This is a genomic window from Xanthomonas hydrangeae (assembly GCF_032697525.1).
Taxonomy (GTDB): domain Bacteria; phylum Pseudomonadota; class Gammaproteobacteria; order Xanthomonadales; family Xanthomonadaceae; genus Xanthomonas; species Xanthomonas hydrangeae.
The window spans coordinates 1739348-1756894 of sequence record NZ_CP103836.1; the positions used below are offsets into that span (position 1 = coordinate 1739348).

General features: G+C 66.0%; 18 protein-coding genes. 5 read left to right on the plus strand and 13 right to left on the minus strand.

What is annotated here, in order from left to right; translation table 11 throughout:
* The first annotated feature begins 50 nt into the window (after positions 1-50).
* Positions 51-647 carry an OmpO family porin gene (locus NYR97_RS07140; RefSeq protein WP_205393269.1) on the plus strand — a complete coding sequence of 199 codons (597 nt, stop codon included), beginning with the start codon at positions 51-53 and terminating at the stop codon, positions 645-647.
* 299 nt (positions 648-946) lie between these two features.
* Here NYR97_RS07140 and NYR97_RS07145 read toward each other — a convergent pair whose 3' ends face one another.
* The 6 genes from NYR97_RS07145 to NYR97_RS07170 form a co-directional block, all read right to left on the minus strand.
* Positions 947-1972 carry an NAD(P)H-dependent glycerol-3-phosphate dehydrogenase gene (locus tag NYR97_RS07145; protein ID WP_316697275.1) on the minus strand — a complete coding sequence of 342 codons (1026 nt, stop codon included), beginning with the start codon at positions 1970-1972 and terminating at the stop codon, positions 947-949.
* Positions 1973-1987: 15 nt separating this feature from the next.
* Entirely contained in the window at positions 1988-2503 is a 516-nt protein-coding gene (secB, locus tag NYR97_RS07150) for a protein-export chaperone SecB (protein WP_006451124.1), read from the minus strand.
* Between the two features lie 111 nt (positions 2504-2614).
* The gene (locus tag NYR97_RS07155; protein ID WP_023902123.1) at positions 2615-3052 is read right to left on the minus strand and encodes a rhodanese-like domain-containing protein; all 438 of its coding nucleotides are present in this window, start codon (positions 3050-3052) and stop codon (positions 2615-2617) included.
* Between the two features lie 75 nt (positions 3053-3127).
* On the minus strand, positions 3128-3550 hold the full coding sequence (locus NYR97_RS07160) for a hypothetical protein (RefSeq protein WP_316697277.1): 423 nt from the start codon (positions 3548-3550) through the stop codon (positions 3128-3130).
* Between the two features lie 28 nt (positions 3551-3578).
* Positions 3579-4049, minus strand: coding sequence for a YiiD C-terminal domain-containing protein (locus tag NYR97_RS07165; protein WP_043889635.1), 471 nt, complete (start codon positions 4047-4049; stop codon positions 3579-3581).
* 139 nt (positions 4050-4188) lie between these two features.
* Positions 4189-4998: a glycosyltransferase family 25 protein gene (locus tag NYR97_RS07170; RefSeq protein ID WP_316697278.1), complete on the minus strand. Its 810-nt coding sequence runs from the start codon at positions 4996-4998 to the stop codon at positions 4189-4191.
* Between the two features lie 219 nt (positions 4999-5217).
* Here NYR97_RS07170 and NYR97_RS07175 point away from each other — a divergent pair, with 219 nt between their 5' ends.
* The 3 genes from NYR97_RS07175 (at position 5218) to NYR97_RS07185 (ending at position 8337) form a co-directional block, all read left to right on the plus strand.
* Complete coding sequence (locus NYR97_RS07175) at positions 5218-5994, plus strand: uroporphyrinogen-III synthase (protein ID WP_316697279.1); 777 nt, start codon at positions 5218-5220, stop codon at positions 5992-5994.
* Between the two features lie 103 nt (positions 5995-6097).
* Positions 6098-7075, plus strand: a complete 978-nt coding sequence (locus NYR97_RS07180) for a uroporphyrinogen-III C-methyltransferase (protein ID WP_043907573.1) — start codon at positions 6098-6100, stop codon at positions 7073-7075.
* The gene (locus tag NYR97_RS07185; RefSeq protein WP_316697282.1) at positions 7072-8337 is read left to right on the plus strand and encodes a heme biosynthesis protein HemY; all 1266 of its coding nucleotides are present in this window, start codon (positions 7072-7074) and stop codon (positions 8335-8337) included. The genes NYR97_RS07180 and NYR97_RS07185 overlap by 4 nt, the downstream gene beginning before the upstream one ends.
* A gap of 259 nt (positions 8338-8596) precedes the next feature.
* Here NYR97_RS07185 and NYR97_RS07190 read toward each other — a convergent pair whose 3' ends face one another.
* Complete coding sequence (locus NYR97_RS07190) at positions 8597-9892, minus strand: acetyl-CoA C-acetyltransferase (protein WP_316697284.1); 1296 nt, start codon at positions 9890-9892, stop codon at positions 8597-8599.
* Between the two features lie 88 nt (positions 9893-9980).
* Here NYR97_RS07190 and NYR97_RS07195 point away from each other — a divergent pair, with 88 nt between their 5' ends.
* The gene (locus NYR97_RS07195; protein ID WP_316697285.1) at positions 9981-10865 is read left to right on the plus strand and encodes a hypothetical protein; all 885 of its coding nucleotides are present in this window, start codon (positions 9981-9983) and stop codon (positions 10863-10865) included.
* Between the two features lie 218 nt (positions 10866-11083).
* Here the strand turns inward: NYR97_RS07195 and NYR97_RS07200 are convergent, their stop codons facing one another.
* The 6 genes from NYR97_RS07200 to NYR97_RS07225 all read right to left on the minus strand — a co-directional run bounded on the left by NYR97_RS07200 (position 11084) and on the right by NYR97_RS07225 (position 17351).
* The gene (locus NYR97_RS07200; RefSeq protein WP_115037068.1) at positions 11084-11731 is read right to left on the minus strand and encodes a superoxide dismutase family protein; all 648 of its coding nucleotides are present in this window, start codon (positions 11729-11731) and stop codon (positions 11084-11086) included.
* Positions 11732-11779: 48 nt separating this feature from the next.
* Positions 11780-12382 (minus strand): superoxide dismutase family protein, encoded by a 603-nt coding sequence (locus tag NYR97_RS07205; protein WP_210762680.1) that lies wholly within the window; start codon positions 12380-12382, stop codon positions 11780-11782.
* Between the two features lie 420 nt (positions 12383-12802).
* A complete protein-coding gene (gene ntrC / locus NYR97_RS07210; protein WP_006449207.1) occupies positions 12803-14233 on the minus strand; it encodes a nitrogen regulation protein NR(I) in 1431 nt (476 codons plus the stop codon).
* Positions 14226-15281, minus strand: coding sequence for a two-component system sensor histidine kinase NtrB (locus tag NYR97_RS07215; protein WP_006449208.1), 1056 nt, complete (start codon positions 15279-15281; stop codon positions 14226-14228). Before NYR97_RS07215 ends, ntrC begins: the two co-directional genes overlap by 8 nt.
* A gap of 266 nt (positions 15282-15547) precedes the next feature.
* Complete coding sequence (locus NYR97_RS07220; protein WP_006449209.1) at positions 15548-16990, minus strand: ammonium transporter; 1443 nt, start codon at positions 16988-16990, stop codon at positions 15548-15550.
* A 22-nt stretch (positions 16991-17012) separates the two neighbouring features.
* Positions 17013-17351, minus strand: a complete 339-nt coding sequence (locus NYR97_RS07225) for a P-II family nitrogen regulator (protein WP_002808480.1) — start codon at positions 17349-17351, stop codon at positions 17013-17015.
* Between the last annotated feature and the right edge of the window lie 196 nt (positions 17352-17547).

Genomic DNA, 17547 nt, shown 5'->3' on the forward strand with positions numbered 1-17547 from the left:
GGCATCCGCCTCAGCGCCGGCCCAAATCAATAAGTACAGGTATCTCGATCATGAAGACTTCTTTGCTGGCCCTCGGCCTTCTCGCAGCTCTGCCGTTTGCGGCCTCCGCTGCTGAAAACCTCTCCTACAACTTCGTCGAAGGCGACTATGTGCGCACTCCGACCGAAGGTCGCGACGCCGACGGTTGGGGCGTGAAGGGCTCCTACGCCATCACCCCGAACATCCACGTGTTTGGCGATTACAGCAAGCAGAACGCTGACGACAACAACAACGTGTTCGAAAGCTCCAACACCGATTTCCAGCAATGGGGCGTGGGCGTGGGCTACAACTACGAAGTGGCCACCAGCACCGACCTGCTGGCGCGCGTTGCCTATCGCAAGCTGGACCTGGACACCCCGAACATCAATTTCGATGGTTTCAGCGTCGAAGCTGGCCTGCGTAACTCGTTCGGCGAGCATTTCGAAGTCTACGCGCTGGCTGGCTACGAAGATTTCTCCAAGAAGCGTGGCATCGATCTGGACGACACCTTCTACGGCCGCCTTGGCGCCCAGGTGAAGTTGAACCAGAACTGGGGCATCAACGGCGACATCCGTATGGATGGCGACGGCAACAAGGAATGGTCGGTCGGCCCGCGCTTCAGCTGGTAAGCCGCACGTTTAACGCAACGCGACTCTCTCTCCCGCGTTGCATTGGAAGCCCGGTCCCACGACCGGGCTTCTTTCTTTTGTGCGATTGGATGATTGCGATGCGGCGCACTCGATCGCTAGATGCCGTGTCTGCGGGCTGTTGCGCTAGAACGTAGTGCGCAGCACGTTTACGTGGCTGCGACGCGACAAGCGTTCGCCCCGATGCACGCAACGACAAGGTGCGCAAACACTAAAAAGCCCGGCATTGCCGGGCTTTTTAGTGTTTTTCACTCCACCACGCGATATGCGATACAGGCCGGTCAGGTAAACAACGCCTGCGGATACTCGGGCTTGCGCTCGCGCGCCAACAGTTCCTTCAATGCGGCTTCCGGTGTGATCTCGCCATGCAATACGGCACGTACGGCGTTGGAGATCGGCAATTCGATGCCGTGATGTTCGGCCTGGCGCATGACTTCATCGGCCGTTTGCACCGACTCGACCACCTGACCGATCTCGCGGATCGCATCGTTCAAGCTCTGCCCGCGCCCCAACGCCAGACCCAGGCGCCGGTTGCGCGACAGATCGCCGGTGCAGGTCAGCACCAGATCGCCCAATCCGGCCAGTCCCATCAAGGTTTCCGGACGCGCACCGATCACCGCCGCCAGGCGCAGCATCTCGTTCAAGCCACGCGTGATCAGACCGGCGCGTGCATTGAGGCCCAGCTGCATGCCATCGGCCACCCCGGTGGCCACGGCCAGCACGTTCTTCATCGCGCCACCGAGTTCGGCGCCCACCATGTCATCGCCGGTATAGGCGCGGAAGGTGGGGCCGTGCATGGCGTCGGCCACCACTTGCGCAAACGCCGCATCGTCGCCGTGCACGGTGATGGCGGTCGGCAAACCGAGCGTGACTTCCTTGGCGAAGGACGGCCCGGTCACCACCGCCAGCGGCACGCTGGGGCCGAGGATGGCGCGCGCCACTTCGTGCAGGAACCGCCCGGAACCGGGCTCGAATCCTTTGGTCGCCCACGCAACGCCGGCACCGGCCGGACGCAACGGTGCAATCAGCTGGATCGTTTCGGTGAACGCATGCGAGGGCACCACGACCAGGATCCAGCTTGCATCGGCAACGGCCAGCTGCAGGTCGGTGGTCGCGCGCAAGCTCTCGGGCAGTGGAATGCCCGGCAGATACCGCACGTTTTCGTGATTGCGGTCGATGGCATCCACCATCGCCGCATCGCGCCCCCAGAGCACGGTCGGGTGACCGTGTCTGGCGAGCAGCGCGGCCAGGGCCGTACCCCAGGAACCGGCGCCGAGGACGGCGATCTTATAGGTCGAATCGCTCATCGGCACACGCGACGCTTAGGCGTTGCCAGCCGGCTCGGAATCGGCCAGCGAGGTACCTTCGCCCTGCGAGCGCTGGCGCAGGGTTTCTGCGTACAGCGCTTCGAAGTTGATCGGCTGCAGGTAGAACGGCGGGAAGCCGCCGGCCTGGATCAGGTCGCTGACCAGGGTGCGCACATACGGGAACAGGATGTTCGGGCACTGGGTGCCGAGCAGCACGTCGATCGCCTGCGGCTCCAGGCCGACCAGGCCGAACACGCCGGCCTGCTGCACTTCTGCCACGTAGGCGGTCTTGCCACCGGCGGTGCAGGTCAGGGTCACGGCCAGCACGACTTCGAAGGCATTGTCGTTGAGGCGCTGCACCTTCTGATTGAGGTTCAGCTGCAGCTCGGGCTGGTTGGCGTCATTGAAGACGGCCGGTGCGTTCGGCGATTCGAAAGAAACGTCCTTGACGTAAATCTTCTCGATGGTGAAAGCGGGGCCAGCAGCGGCGTCGGCCGGCGCAACGGCGCCGTTGATGATTTCGTCGGACATTCCTAACTCCAAAAAACGGTTCGGTGGATGCAGCGTTGAATGATGCAGGCGTGAAAGCGCGAGTCTCTCACGCAAGCAATGGGGACTTGCCTGCCGCCGTACAAGGTGAGATCAGGCGCGACCCTTGACCAGCGGCAGCTCGGCGATCTGCCAGGCAGCCACGCCGCCATCGAGCCAGTACACCTTCTCGAAGCCGGCCTTCTTGAGCGTCTTGGCCGCCCCTGCCGAGGCGTTGCCGTTACGGCAGACCACCACCACGGGGGAGGCCTTGGCGTTGGCAAGCAATTTGCCGGCCGGGTCGAACTTGGCCAGCGCCACGTTGCGGCTGCCGGCGATATGGCCTTTTTCGAAATCGGCGGTGGGCGACAGGTCGATCACCAGCGCATTCTCGCTGTTGATCAAACGGGTCAGCTCGGCCGGCGTGAGTGCGCGATACCCACGGAACAGGCGCGCGACCTCGGTGACGATCAGGGCGATGGTCAGGCCCACCAGGGCCAGCGACAACATGGGGTTGCGGCCGACAAAGGCCTGCAGCTCTTCGAAATTCACGGGGTCAGGGTCGTTCAAGCGGGCGGGAATTGTCGCACAGCTGGCGCACGCGACGGCCAGGCGCAGCGGTGCGGGCTATTGGCCCTGCCACAGATCGGGCAGGCCGCTGGCCAGCCACCAGCGTTTGCGTTCGGCATCCCAGCGCCACAGCTCGATGCTGCGCACCAGCCGCTCGGCCTGGGTGTTGCGGTTGATCACACGCAACTCGACCTCGCGGCGCAGGTCGCCCGCGGCATCTTCGCCCACCCGCACCTCGCGGTAGCCGGAGATCTGCACCTGTTCGTAGCGCGAGCGCTCCAGATCGCTGAGCGGATGCGCCAAGGCATACGTGGGTTCGACAAAGCCCTGCGCGGCGTCGAAGTCGCTCCAGCGCACCGCGGCCGTGTAGGCGGCCTGGGTGGTCTCCAGCGCGCGCGCCTGGGCACGGCTGCCGGCACACACCATACCGCTCACCATCGCCAGCCCAAGCAACAGCATTGCCCCCATCACTGCACGCATGCGCATCCCCCCGAGACCAGCCCGCATCCTACCGTTTTGGAAACGCCACGAAGCGCCCGCTCAGGGTCGCCGCCGCCGCGCCCGACCCCAGCGCAATCTGCGCACGCATGCCGATACGCGCCTTGCCGCGTTGGCGGAAGGTGGCCAAAAACGCATCCCAACTGCCCATCTCGGATGGCTCGGCATTGGCGACCAGGTCTTCGTACACCGGCGCGACATAGCGCAGCTGGCTGTCGGCCACATAGACATCGGCGCTGTGCCCGGCCAATTGCAGCTGCAGGGTCAGCCAGCCCCAACTGGCCAGCGTCATCAGCGAGGCCAGACTGCCGCCGAACGCGTTGGCCTTGTCGTTGACGTTGGCCTGCAGCGGTGCACGCAAGCGCAGCGCGCCGTCATGCAAGCCATCGACGGCGATGCCCATCGACAGCACCGGCGGCATGGCAATGAATTGCTGCTGAAGCGACTGCAGGGCGGATGCGAGCGTGCACGAAGGAGTCATCGGCGAAGGCTGAAAGACGGCGAAGGGCGGCATCATGCCGCAATGTTCTGCGAGCGTCTTGTGCACTGAAATACATGCGGTACCGCATGGTAAAACACGTTCAGCGCCGTCTCGTTGCAGGCCTTCGCTATCGCGCCGCTCAGGGCGCGAACACCACCTTGCGATAGCCCTGCGCCACACGCAACAACGCGGTCGCTTTCGCCTTCCAATGCGCACTGCGCTGCTTCTGCGCCTGCGTCAGCGGCGCATCGATGGTGCTGGTGAATACGATCTGCTCCGGGGCGTTGTGGAAGAACTTGTCCTGGATGCAGGCCGCCGGCGAGAGCTGATAGGTGGACAACTGCTGTGCGACCGGCGATTCGTTCCAGCCGAACAGAAAAATATCGGCCATGGTGTGCCAGCGCGCTTCGGCGGCCAGCAACACGCGTGCCGCATCGCGGCTGATGATCAGCGCGCCGGCGCACACCGGCCAGCAGTGCTGATAGGTGGATGGACGCACCAGGCGCAGCTGACGCCCGCTGATGTCGGCGACCTTGCTATCGAGCTTGATGCGGTTGTAGGACGGCTCCAGCCGCACGATGCTGTTGCCCGCCGGTAGCCACTCGGTGCTGCGCAACAGCGCCGGCAGCGCGTCGGACAGATGCATGTCGTCTTCGAAGATGGCGGTGTAGGCGTCATCGGAGTCCGCCGCGATGCGCCACGCGGCCTGATGGCTCAGAAAGCAGCCGATGTTGGAAGCGGTCCACTTGCGCGGGCCGGTGCTGAAGCCATCCCCGGAACCTTCCAGCGGGCGTTCGCGCACGAAATCGGCGATCTGCTCGGGCGTCAGCGTGGCGCCGTCGAAGGCGGGAATGCGCTCGAACGGCATGCCCAGCGCCTGGAACCGCGCCGACATGGCCTGCAAACGGTCGCTACTGCGCTGCATGTTGATGAGGTAGGACTTGATCACGGTACTACTCCGGCGTGGCTGTCGAGGCGGATCGTGGCCGGATCCACGAGATTTACAAGAGGTTACGAAATGAGACGTACGTCTCATTCATGAATGCCGGCAATTTCGCCTGCAACCGCTGCCGTGAGTGACGGCATTCCGGTCTGATGAGATCGCACCGGCGACATCCGCGCGGTGCCATCTCGCCCTGACGCCGCAACGTTCTCGCATAATCGTGAGATGACCCGGCCCACCTCCTCGACCGACGCCTGGACCCTGATCTCGCTGCGGCCCAGCGGTGAGCACGCGCCACTGCGGCGGGCCGCCGCCCGGCATGGCGGACGGCTGCTCGCGCTGTCGCCGTGGCGGCTGCAGATCAACGACACCGCACAGGCACGGTCCGCACTGGAGCAAGCGCTGCAGGCACCGATCGCGGTGTTCACCAGCCCGGCAGCAGTGCACGCCGCGCAGCGTCTTTCACCGCTGCAGCGGCCAGCGCAGGCGCAATGGGTGAGCGTGGGAGAAGGCACCGCGCGCGCACTGCAGGCCTGCGGGATCGATGCAGTGGTGCGCCCTGCGCGCATGGATAGCGAAGGACTGCTGGCACTGCCACTGTTCGAGCCCCCATTGCAGACAGTCGCACTGATCACTGCGCCAGGCGGGCGCGGCATGCTGGCACCGGCATTGGAGCAGCGTGGCGCCCGTGTCCTGCGCGCCGATGTCTATCAACGCGTCGCGCTGCGATTGCGCGCATCGGCCGTGCACGCCCTGGCCAGTGCACTGCCACGCAGCGTGCTGGCATTGAGCAGCGCCGACGCGCTATCGCTGGTGTTACAGCAATTGCCCGCAGCGTTGGTCGATGCGTGGCGACTCCATCCGGTGGTGGCCTCCAGCGAGCGCATGCGCGCATCCGCACATGCCGCCGGCTTCATGCATGTGGTGCGCGCCGCAGGTCCACTGCCCGAGCAATTGGCCGCCGCCGCTGCAGCGATCGTGACACCATCACGACCTTGCTGAACTCCGAATCCATCCAGCGCTTGCGAGTGTCTGCTGCCGCACGCCATGCTGTATCAGATGACTGCGGCGCATGCGCCAGTCGTGACCGCCCGAGGATGTCCCAATGACTGAAATGCCCGCTTCCACGCGACGCTTCCCCGTGGCCTGGCTGCTGCTTGCGGTTGCCGTGGCGGCAGTGGGCGTGGCGCTGTTTCTGGGCTGGCGCGCATGGCAGACCTATCAAAGCGGGCAGCTGCAGGCGGCCCAGGCGCAGCAGCAACGCTGGGATGGCACGCAGCAGATGCTGGAAACCTTGCGCCGCGATCAGCGCCTGGCCAACGAGCGCCTGCAGGATGCCGCAGCGACCAATCGTGTCTTACGCGATGAAATGCTCGGGCTGAGCCAGCGCAGCGCATTGCTTGAAGAAACCGTACAAAAACTGGCCGATCCCAATCGGCATGGCGCGCAGGCGCTGCGTCTGGATGAAGTGGAACTGCTGCTGCGGCTCGGCCAGCAACGCCTGAGTATTGCCGGCGACGCCGACGGCGCACGCCGTGCCTATGCGCTGGCCAATGCCGCACTCAACGGCGTGGACGACCCGGGCTATCTCAATCTGCGCCAGGCGTTGGTGCAGGAACGCGACGCACTGGACCGTCTCGGCGCTGGCCCGCAAGCGCAAGCCGGTCAATTGCTGGACACACTCGCCGCCGATCTGCAGCGCTTGCCGGAACACACCGCGCAAGAGAACGAAGCCGCGCAGCCGTGGTGGCAGAAAGTGCTTGCACCGCTGGTGGACATTCGCCCCAGCCGTGGCGATGCACTGCTCGTCGGCGGCGACCGCAACGCCGCGCGCGATGCCTTGCAGATCGAAGTCAGCCTGGCCCGCGCTGCGGCCGAGCGCGGCGATGCCGCCGGCTTCGTCCAATCGCTGCGGCGCGTGGACACCTGGACCACCCGGCTGTGGCCGGATTCGCCACAACGTCGCCAGGCCCGCACGCGCCTGCGCACCTTGCAACAAGCGCCACTGCGTCCGCGCCTGCCGGAACTGGGCACCACCCTGCTGCAACTGCAGGCCATGCGTGAAGGGAGATCCACCCAATGAAAGTGTTGCGTACCGTCTTGATCCTGTTGGTTGCCGTGGCGCTGGGCGTGCTCGGTGCGCAATGGTTGTCGCATCAAAACAGTTACGACCTGGGCAGTGTGGTGGTCAGCGTCGGCGGCAACGACTACCGCGCGGCGATGCCGCAGGCGCTGCTGATCCTGGTCATCGCGCTGCTGGTGCTGTGGCTGGTGTGGACATTGATCAGCCTGCCGTTTCGGGTATGGGGCAAGTACCGCCGCAAGAAGGGCCGCGCCCGCCTGATCGAAGGCCTGCGCGCGGCCGATCACGGCCAGTGGCAGCGTGCCGAGCGCCTGCTGGTCACTGCCAGCGAGGACGACGACGTCAGCGGTATCGCACTGGCAAGTGCAGTCCGTGTGGCCGATGCGCGCGGCGATGAAGCCTCGGCCACTGCGCTGGCCCAGCAACTGGCCGAGCGCGACCCCACCGCACATGCGCTGCTGCAGGGCGAACGGCATCTGGCGCGGCAACGCCCGGTCGAGGCGATCAATGCGCTCGATAGTGCCGCCGCGCAACCGCTGCCGGCACGCGGGCTATTGCTGCGCACGCAGGCCCTGGCGCAGATCGGCCGTGCCGACGAGGCCTACGGTCAACTCGGCGCATTGCGTCAGCAGGCGGTGCTGGCACCGGATGCCTACAACGCGCTGGAGGCCACGCTGGCCGAACAGACGCTGTTGCAGGCCGGCGATGCCAATGCCCTGGCCGAACGCTGGGAAGCGCTGCCCAAGCCGCTGCGCACCTATCCGGCCGTGGTCGGCGCCTATGCACAGCGCGCGGCGATTCTGCATTGGGACGATGCCGCCGTACACAGCCTGGAACAGGCGCTGGATACGCAATGGGACGAATCGCTGGTGCGTCTGTACGGCGTGCTGCCGCTGGAAAAATACGATTCGCGCCGCGCCAGTGCGCAGCGTTGGCTGACCCAGTATCCGGATAGCCCGGGCCTGTTGTTGACGATGGCGCGCCTGGCGCGTCATCAACAACAGTGGTCGCAGGCCGAAGAATTCCTGCATCGCGCCGTGGCCAATGGCGCCGGTAGCGAGGCATGGGAAGAACTCGGGCATGGCTTTGCCGCAGCCGGCGATCTGCTGTCGGCGCAGCATTGCTATGCCAATGCCCTGCGCGCTGCACGCGGGGAACCGGTGCATGAAGGTCTGCCGCAGCAATCGCTGCGTGGGCCGATCATCTCGGCGTATGCAACACCGCCGGTCGATCCGCTCGCACCGGATGATCGCGTGCCGTAACCGATCACGCTGTCATCGATCACGGCTGATCGATGCTGCGGCGATGTGTGGATTAGCTGAAAGGCCCCGGCATGTCCGGGGCTTTTTTGTTTTGTGGATCTGAGCCGGAGTGCCACTCCAAACGCTCACCGACCTGCGAAGGTCTGCGAAGATCGCGACCCAAGGCCTCGGGGTAGGTCATGTCCTGATTCGCAAAATTAAGAGCTTTGCTCTTACGGATCCCCAATCCCGAATGCCCAATCGCACATGCGCAGCAGCGTCAGCGCTCGACGATGGCGACCACGCCCATGCCGCCGGCCGTACAGATCGAAATCAACGCACGGCCGCCGCCACGTTCTTCCAACTGCTTGGCCGCGGTGGCCACCACGCGCGCGCCGGTGGCGGCGAACGGGTGGCCGGTCGCCAGCGACGAACCCAGCGGGTTGATCTTGTCCGGGTCGATACGGCCCAGCGGCGCATCCAGACCAAGGCGATTGCGACAGTAGTCTTCGCTTTCCCACGCACGCAGCGTGCACAACACCTGGGCGGCAAACGCCTCGTGAATCTCGTAGATGTCGAAGTCCTGCAAGGTCAGGCCCTGGCGCGCCAGCATCTGCGGCACTGCAATGGTCGGTGCCATCAGCAAGCCTTCTCCGTGGACAAAATCCACCGCCGCCACCTGGGCATCGCGCAGATAGGCCATCGGGGTGTGCCCGTGCGCCAGCGCCCAGGCTTCGCTGGACAACAGCACCGCAGCAGCGCCGTCGGTGAGCGAGGTGGAATTGGCCGCGGTCAGCGTGCCGCGGCCGGAGGTCTTGTCGAAGGCCGGGCGCAGCGTGGCGAGTTTTTCCAACGAGGTGTCCGCACGCAAAATATTGTCGCGCGAGACACCGCGGAACGGGGCGATCAACGAATCGAAGAAGCCGCGCTCATACGCTGCCGCCAGCTTGTGATGCGAGGCCACCGCCCACGCGTCCTGCGAATCGCGCGCGATGTTCCATTCCTTGGCCATGTCCTCGCAGTGGTCGCCCATGCTCTTGCCGGTGCGCGGCTCGGCCACGCCGGGGAACTCGGGCTTGAGCTCGCCGAACTTGAAACCACGCAGCAGCGCCTTGAGCTTGTCGCCGGTGGCTTTGGCCCGGTTGGCGGCCAGCAGCCGCGCGCGCAGCTTCTTGCCGTAGACGATCGGCACTTCGGACGTCGTGTCCGAACCGCCGCCGATGCCCGAATCGATCTGCCCCAGCGCGATCTTGTTGGCGATGGTGATCACCGAATCCAGGCTGGTGCCGCAGGCGCGCTGCAGGGTGATGCCCGGCGTCAGCGGCGACAGGCCGGACGACAGCGCCGCCTCGCGAGCCAGGTTCCAGTCCGAGGAGTGCTTGATCACCGCCCCCATCGCCACTTCGCCCAGTTGCTGCCCATGCAGCCCGAAGCGCTCGACCAGCGCGCCCAGCGTGCGCACCGACATGCCCAGGTTGCCCACGTCCGCGTACGCGGTGTTCTGACGACAGAACGGGATACGAACGCCGCCCAAGATGGCGACGGGACGGGCTGCTGGCATCGGTTGACCTGGCATGGAGGACTCGGGGACATGGCCTGCACAGGGCCGGCAGGCATAATGGCCGCAGTGTAGCTTCGACCCCGTGATGGGCCAACCGCGAATCATGAGCAAGACCGAACACGGCGTGACCGCCATGGGTGTGATGGCGCTGGAATTGACGGGCAGCAGCGCCCCCGAGCGCGGCGCCTTGGCGCCCGAGCAGGCCGGCATGCTGGCCGAACGCATCGGCCGCGACCTGGCGCAGTGGATCCCGGAGATCCGCGCGCTGGAGCTGAGCGTGGCGATGGCGCATTTCGACCCGGCCGAAGTGCTGCGGCCGGGCTGGCCGCTGCATCGCCGGCTGGAAGAGCTGCAGGCGCGCGCACCAGGACGCGATCAGGGCCCGCGCGTGCTGGCCTTCAGTGCCGACGCGCAGGGCGAGATTCCGTTGCCGTTCCAGGCCGATGCGCAACTCACCGGCGGAGGCCTGCGCGTGCTGCCGTTCCTGCTGTCTGGCGATCCGGAAATCGTCGCCACCGTGGCCGATGCGATGGAAGACCTGCTGCTGGCCCAGGGCATGGCGCAGGCCGACACTGCCTTGCTGGCGCAGGAAAGCTTCGGCGCACGCATCGAACACGCGCGCTATCTCACCGCGAACGATCTGGCGGCGATGATTTCGATGCAGTACGACAATCAAGGGTTGGCGCCGCTATGGCCGCTGATCGAAGCCGCCCTGCTCGCCCCGCATACCGAAGAATGGCTGGAACAGCCGCCCGAGCCGGTGCTGCGTTATGTCGACGGCGAAGTGCGCATCGCGCTGTTCGACCCGGCCGGCTGGTGCGATTACTACACGCACGATCGCGAAAACTGCGAGCGTCTGCGCGGGGTGTACGAGCAATACCTCTCACGCCAGCGGCAGATGGCCGCCGTGCTGGAAGCGCATGGGCTGCCGGTTCTGTATGTGCATGTGGAACCGGGGCAGGATCCGCGTCAGGCGTTGGCTGCTTAAGCAACGCACCGGTTACTTTGAACTTTGAACTGTTAGCGCGCACTGGAAAACCGGCGTTTTCGGTGACAAACATGGCACGCGCCTACGCGCCTTACATCCATGTGCTGAACTGGTCCGTGCGCTGAAACCAGCACCAATGCTTGGCAGGTGTGCACCAAACAAATAACGCCGCAGTGATCGATCACTGCGGCGTTTGTTTGTCTGCCCGTTTCTTTGGCTTACTTGGTCGCAGCCGGCGCGTTGTCGGTGGTGATCACACCGCAGGCCAGACGGCCGCCGGCGTTGCCGGTGGGTTGGGTTTTGTAGTCGTCCGCATCGGCATGCACGATCACGGCGTGGCCGGCGATATCGAACTGGTCGGCCTTGCCGAGATTGACATTGCTCGAGACCGGGCCATCGATGCTGGCATTGCCCTGCGCGTCGGCCTTGATGTTGGGCATGTCGCCACCGTGATGCGGGTCGGCGCTGACGGTGCCGTGATCGGATTGGGCCGGGTTGAAATGGCCGCCGGCACTGCTGCCGTCCGGTGCGCTGCAATCGCCCTTTTCGTGGATGTGGAAGCCGTGCTCGCTGTTGGGCTTGAGTCCGCTCAGCTGGCCGGTGACGCGCAGCGCGCCGTCGACGGTCTTGAAGCTCACCGTGCCCTTCACCTCATTGCCCTTGGTCGGCTTGAGCTCGGCAGTTGCGGTGGTAGTGGCTGCCGCTTCGGTGACCATGGAGGCGGCATGCTCGCCACCATGCGCCGCTTCGGCTGGCGTGCCGGCCTGCGGTGCGGGTGCGGGATCGGCCGGTGCCGGTTCGTCGCGCTTGCACGCGGTCAGCACCAACGCGGTGGCCAGGAACAACGTCGTGGGAAGAATGCGCATGAAAAACTCCTGTAGAGAGGCCGCAGTTGCGGCCATGGATGCCCCAACTCAGGGCTGCGAAGGGGGTGTGCGCCATTGGGTGACGCGAATGACGCCGCAGGCCAGACGTGCGCCGGCATTGCCGCTGGGCTGGCTGCGATAGTCGTCAGGATCGGCATGCACGATCAGCGCCTTGCCGATCACATCGGTGGGCGCGGCATCGCCCAGGGTGATGCCGGCAACGATCATGTCCAGGTGCGCGACACCTTCGGCATCGGCGCGCAGATTGTCCATGTCGCCCGCGTGGTGGGGATTGCTACCGGTGCGCCCGTGCGGTGCACCGGTCGGATTGAAATGCGCACCCGCGCTGCTGGCATCGGCGGCGCTGCAATCGCCGCGCTCGTGCACATGGAAGCCGGCAACACCGCCCGGGCGCAGGCCACCGACGGTGCCGGTGATGCGGATCCCCTGTAACGCAGGCACCAGCACCACCCGACCGCTGACCAGGCTGCCCGAGGCCGAGGCCAGCGCCGCTTCGGCCTGTTGCACCGGACGGGTGGGCACGACACGCGCCACTGGCGGTGGAGGTGTCTTCGGCGGTGGTGGCGTGCTGCTGCAGGCGGCAAGCGCCAGAGCGGTGAGGGCGACGATCGTGGACGACCGGTAACGCATCGAGCTGTTCTCCTGATCAGGCTGGAAACCTATGCGGGCGCATGTTCACGTGTCATGAAATGCGCTTGCCGGCTGATCGGAAGTTTACGGGGTTGGTGTGGAGTGTCGGGTTGTTTTGAGGTGCGGGTCGACGGATGCGCGGTAGCAACGATGTGCGATTGCGATAAGCCTGGATCGCGCGTTGTTTCCTTCTCCCGCCGGGAGAAGGTGGCGCGTAGCGCCGGATGAGGGTACGGGCGGAGCGCTAGTGACGTTTGGGTGCGTGAGGCTTCGCCCCGCACCCTCACCCCAACCCCTCTCCCGGGGGGAGAGGGGCTCAACTCCGCGTACGGTCTGATGCACCATTGCGATAAGCCTGTATCGCCTACGCGCCGTTCCTTCTTCCAGCGGAACGGGCTTTAGCCGGGGCCAGGCGATACATCAGCGGCGTTTGCGGCCTGGGCCGAGTTTGCGGGTGACGGTGTTGCGGCCTAGGCCCAAGCGTGCGGCGGCCTCGGCGCGGCGGCCCTGGGTGAGTTGCAGGGCGGCTTCGAGCAGGGTCTTGTCGAGGCGTTCGCGCGCTTCGGCGTGCAGGCCCTGGGCGCCTTCGCTCAGGCGTTGCGCGGCCCAGCTGGAGAGCATCTCGTCCCATTGCCCGTCGCTGCGCCCGGCGCGTTGGCGACGGCCGCCACGCGCCAGTGCGGCTTCCACATCGACCACGTCGATGATGTCGGCGGTGGCCAAGGCGGCCAGGCGCCAGCACACGTTTTCCAGTTCGCGCACATTGCCGGGCCAGTCGTAATGGCGCAGGCCTTCCAAGGCGGCCGACGACAGCCGTTTGGGCAGCATGTCGAGCTTGCGCCCGGCCATGGCCAGGAAGTTTTCCGCCAGTTGCGCGATGTCGCCGCGGCGTTCGCGCAGCGGCGGTAATTGCAGACGCACCACGTCCAGGCGATGCAACAAGTCGGCACGGAAGCGGCCTTGTTCGACCAGCGCTTCCAGGTCCTGGTGCGTGGCGGCGATCACGCGCACGTCGACACGGATGAGTTCGCGCCCACCGACACGGAAGAATTCGTTCTCTGCCAGCACGCGCAGCAAACGGGTCTGCAGCGGCAGCGGCATGTCGCCGATTTCGTCCAGAAACAGCGTGCCGCCATCGGCCTGTTCGAAACGGCCGATGTGCCGTTTGGTGGCACCGGTGAAGGCGCCGGTTTCGTGGCCGAACAATTCGCTTTCCAGCAATTCTGCAGGAATGGCGGCAGTGTTGAGGGCAACGAAGGATTTGCGCGCGCGCGGCGATTCGTTGTGCAGCGCGCGTGCGACCAGTTCCTTGCCGGTGCCGGTTTCGCCGTTGATCAGCACCGACAGCGGTGCCTGCGCGAGCCGGCCGATGGCGCGGAACAAGGCCTGCATCGCCGGGGTGTCGCCGATCAGCGCGGCCGAGCCTTGCGCCACCGGCACGCCGACCAATGCGTCGACGCCGGCATCGGCATCCGGCAGCGCGCGTGCGGCCAGGGCCACCGCGTCGTCCAGGTCGAACGGCTTGGAGAGGAACTCGTGCGCGCCGCCGCGAAACGCGCCGGCAGTGCTGGCCACATCGGTGTAGGCCGACATCACGATCACCGGCAATTGCGGGTGCTTGGACTTGAGCTTGTCGAGCAGGGTCAGGCCGTCTTCGCCGGGCATGCGCACATCGGTGAACAGCAAATCGGGCGTGGGCCGCATGGCCAGTGCCTGCAGCGCAGCGGCGGCACTCTCGAAGCCATCCACGGCGTAGCCGGCATCGCGCAAAGCGGTAGACAGCACGAAGCGGACCGAACGGTCGTCGTCGACCACCCAGATATGGTGGGATGCGGCGGCGGCCTCAGCCATGCAGATGCTCCTTGTCGTGATCGCCGGCCAGCTCGGGCAGCAGCAGGGTGAAAACGGTATGGCCGGCGCGCGAGCGGTAGGTCAGCGTGCCGTGGTGTTCGCGCGAGACCTGCTGGGCCAGCGCCAGACCCAGCCCACTGCCTTCGGCGCGCCCGCTGACCAGCGGCAGGAACAGGTGCTCGGCCAGTTCTTCGGGCACGCCGCCGCCGTCGTCGATGATCTCCAGCCGCAGCGACATCGCATGCACGCGGTCGCGGATGCGCTGGCCATGTTCGACGCGGGTGCGCAACGTCACCCGGGTGGCGCCGGCCTGGAACGCGTTGCGCACCAGATTCCAGACCGCCTGGGTCAGGCGATCGCCATCGCCAAGGATGTCGGGAATGCTGGGGTCGTAATCGCGTTGCACCTGCACCGACCAGCCCCCCTCGGCTTCGGCCAGACGCAGCACGCGCTCCAGCACGACATGGATGTTGAGGCGGTCGTGCGGGCGCGCCGGTGTGGGCGAGAGCAGGCGTTCGAGCAAGGTGTTGAGGCGTTCGATCTCGGTGCCGATCAACTCGATCAGCTCGCGCTCGTCCTCGTCGCGCCCGGCCGAACGGCGCGCCAGCAGCTGCGCGGCGCCCTTGAGCCCGGCCAGCGGATTGCGCAGTTCGTGGGCCAGACCCTTGAGCGCAGCGCTCAGGGCGTTGGGCAGTGCATGGGTGGGATCCAGCGCGGGGAATTCGTCGACCGGGTGGGTTTCCAGCAGCCAGCCGCCGTCGTCCAGCCGCGACAGCCAGCCTTCGGCAAAGCGCGGTGCGTCGTTGGGCAGGCCCAGGGCCAGCCGATGCAGACGCAGCACATCGCGTTCGTCGTTGAGCAGGAAGCGGGCGAGCGCATCGCCCTGTACTTCCAGCGCGGCCAGCGGTTGATCGACCAGTCGCCGTGCGCTGACGCCGAGCCAGCGCGCGAAGGCTGGGTTGACGCCCAGCACACGGCCCTCGCGGTCGGCCCAGGCCACCGGGGTGCCCAGGCTGTCCAGCGATGGCATCGAAGAAGAAATCACCATTGCACCAATTTAGTGCAAGCAGCATCGACGTGCGCGGATGTCGCGCCAGACGAAGCGTGCAGAAAAGAATTCGGGGCCGAAGCGCGGTGGCGCGCACCGATCCAGCACACATCCGCGCCGACAGTGACAGGCGTGGGGCTGGTCATGCAGACACCTCGGCAGTTGCACCGCGCCAATCAGCGCCGCGGGGAAAAACGGACCCGGCGCGGGCAGTCCCGGCCGGGTCGTCGTGCCACCCGCAGCGGCATGGCTGCGGGTGTTCATGCTCAAGACTCGTATGCGGCTTCGCCGTGCGAGGTGATGTCCAACCCCTCACGCTCGGCTTCTTCGGTGACGCGCAAGCCGAACACCAGCTTGGCCACCAGGAACCCCACCACCGAGACCACGCCGATCCACACCAGGGTGATGCCCACGCCCAATGCCTGGATGCCGACCTGATGCACGATGTCGTAGTCGCCGCCCTTCTGGCCGCCCAGCGAGGCCGCCGAGAACACGCCGGTCAGGATCGCGCCGATGATGCCGCCCAGGCCATGCACGCCGAACACGTCCAGGCTGTCGTCGGCACCCAGCAAACGCTTGAGGCCAGTGACGCCCCACACGCACAGCACGCCGGCGGCAAGACCAATCACGATCGCGCCGAACGGACCCACCGTGCCGCAGGCCGGGGTGATGCCGACCAGGCCGGCGACCATGCCCGAGGCCACACCCAGGGCGGACGACTTGCCTTTGATGATCTTCTCGGTCAACGACCAGCCCAGCACCGCCGCGGCAGTGGCCAGCAAGGTGTTGAGGAAGGCCAGCGCCGCACCGGCATTGGCTTCCAGGTTGGAGCCGGCGTTGAAGCCGAACCAACCCACCCACAGCAGCGACGCACCGACGAAGGTCAGGGTCACGTTGTGCGGCTTGATCGCCTCACGCCCCAACCCGGCACGCTTGCCGACGAAGTAGGCGCCGACCAGGCCGGCGATACCGGCGTTGATGTGCACCACCGTGCCACCGGCAAAATCCAGCGCGCCCAGCCCGAACAGATAGCCACCGGTGGCCCAGACCATGTGCGCCAGCGGCAGATAGCCGAAGGTGAACCAGATCACCGAGAACAACAGCACTGCGGCGAACTTGGCGCGTTCGGCAAAGGCACCGACGATCAGCGCGCCGGTGATGCCGGCGAAGGTCGCCTGGAACGCCACGAACACGTATTCCGGCAGGCTGACACCCTTGGTGAAGGTGGCCGACAGGGTTTCGATGGTCACGCCCTTGAGCAGTGCCTTGTCCAGATTGCCGATCCACGGACCTTCGCCGGAGAACGCCAGGCTATAGCCGTAGAGCACCCACAGGATGGTCAGCAGCGAAAACACCACAGCGACCTGGATCAGCACCGACAGCACGTTCTTGGCGCGCACCATGCCGCCGTAGAACAGCGCCAGACCCGGCACCACCATCAGCAATACCAGCAAAGTGGAAGTCAGCATCCAGGCGACATCGCCCTTCTCGACCACGGGTGCAGCCTCGGCGGCCGCCACCGGAGCGGCTTCCGGCTGCGCGGACGGCAGCGGTTCGGTGGTGACCGGCTCGGTCGGCAACGGGGTGACCTGCGGGGTGGATTGCGCATGCGCGCTACCCATGCCGCCCACCACCAGCGCACTGAACAGCATCAGCATGCAGACGCTGTAGAACCGGGCTTTCCACCCGGCGAAAAGACCTGTCTTCATAAGGACTCCTGGGGTGGGGGATTCAGAGCGCATCGGCGCCGATCTCGCCGGTACGGATGCGCACGACTTGCTCGATCGCGGTCACGAAGATCTTGCCGTCGCCGATCTTGCCGGTACCGGCGGCGTTCTGGATCGCCTCGACCACTGCGTCCAGCCGGTCGTCGGTCACCACCGTCTCGATCTTGATCTTGGGCAGGAAGTCGACGACGTACTCGGCGCCGCGGTACAGCTCGGTGTGGCCTTTCTGGCGTCCGAACCCCTTGACCTCGGTCACGGTGATGCCCGACACGCCCGCTGCGGACAAGGCCTCACGGACCTCGTCGAGCTTGAACGGCCGGATGATGGCGGTGATCAATTTCATGCGCATACCCCGAATGGTGGAAAAAACCGGCCGGCATTGCGCCGCCCGGCGGTGTCATTCCCCTGGATGCCAACCCCGGCATCCGCTCGTTCGCGAGCACGCAGACCCCAGCGGATGCCGGTGCATCCGCCTCGTGGGAGAGGTCAGGCCCGCGCGTCGCGATCCAGTGCTCTCTCAATACCCCTTCAATCCACGG

What these genes read in the sequence shown, in the direction of transcription:
- NYR97_RS07140 (WP_205393269.1), top strand. Translation starts at nt 51, where the DNA reads ATGAAGACTTCTTTGCTGGCCCTCGGCCTTCTCGCAGCTCTGCCGTTT.
- NYR97_RS07145 (WP_316697275.1), bottom strand. Translation starts at nt 1,972, where the DNA reads ATGAGCGATTCGACCTATAAGATCGCCGTCCTCGGCGCCGGTTCCTGG.
- secB (WP_006451124.1), bottom strand. Translation starts at nt 2,503, where the DNA reads ATGTCCGACGAAATCATCAACGGCGCCGTTGCGCCGGCCGACGCCGCT.
- NYR97_RS07160 (WP_316697277.1), bottom strand. Translation starts at nt 3,550, where the DNA reads ATGCGTGCAGTGATGGGGGCAATGCTGTTGCTTGGGCTGGCGATGGTG.
- NYR97_RS07165 (WP_043889635.1), bottom strand. Translation starts at nt 4,049, where the DNA reads ATGACTCCTTCGTGCACGCTCGCATCCGCCCTGCAGTCGCTTCAGCAG.
- NYR97_RS07175 (WP_316697279.1), top strand. Translation starts at nt 5,218, where the DNA reads ATGACCCGGCCCACCTCCTCGACCGACGCCTGGACCCTGATCTCGCTG.
- NYR97_RS07180 (WP_043907573.1), top strand. Translation starts at nt 6,098, where the DNA reads ATGACTGAAATGCCCGCTTCCACGCGACGCTTCCCCGTGGCCTGGCTG.
- NYR97_RS07185 (WP_316697282.1), top strand. Translation starts at nt 7,072, where the DNA reads ATGAAAGTGTTGCGTACCGTCTTGATCCTGTTGGTTGCCGTGGCGCTG.
- NYR97_RS07190 (WP_316697284.1), bottom strand. Translation starts at nt 9,892, where the DNA reads ATGCCAGGTCAACCGATGCCAGCAGCCCGTCCCGTCGCCATCTTGGGC.
- NYR97_RS07195 (WP_316697285.1), top strand. Translation starts at nt 9,981, where the DNA reads ATGAGCAAGACCGAACACGGCGTGACCGCCATGGGTGTGATGGCGCTG.
- NYR97_RS07200 (WP_115037068.1), bottom strand. Translation starts at nt 11,731, where the DNA reads ATGCGCATTCTTCCCACGACGTTGTTCCTGGCCACCGCGTTGGTGCTG.
- NYR97_RS07205 (WP_210762680.1), bottom strand. Translation starts at nt 12,382, where the DNA reads ATGCGTTACCGGTCGTCCACGATCGTCGCCCTCACCGCTCTGGCGCTT.
- ntrC (WP_006449207.1), bottom strand. Translation starts at nt 14,233, where the DNA reads ATGGCTGAGGCCGCCGCCGCATCCCACCATATCTGGGTGGTCGACGAC.
- NYR97_RS07215 (WP_006449208.1), bottom strand. Translation starts at nt 15,281, where the DNA reads ATGGTGATTTCTTCTTCGATGCCATCGCTGGACAGCCTGGGCACCCCG.
- NYR97_RS07220 (WP_006449209.1), bottom strand. Translation starts at nt 16,990, where the DNA reads ATGAAGACAGGTCTTTTCGCCGGGTGGAAAGCCCGGTTCTACAGCGTC.
- NYR97_RS07225 (WP_002808480.1), bottom strand. Translation starts at nt 17,351, where the DNA reads ATGAAATTGATCACCGCCATCATCCGGCCGTTCAAGCTCGACGAGGTC.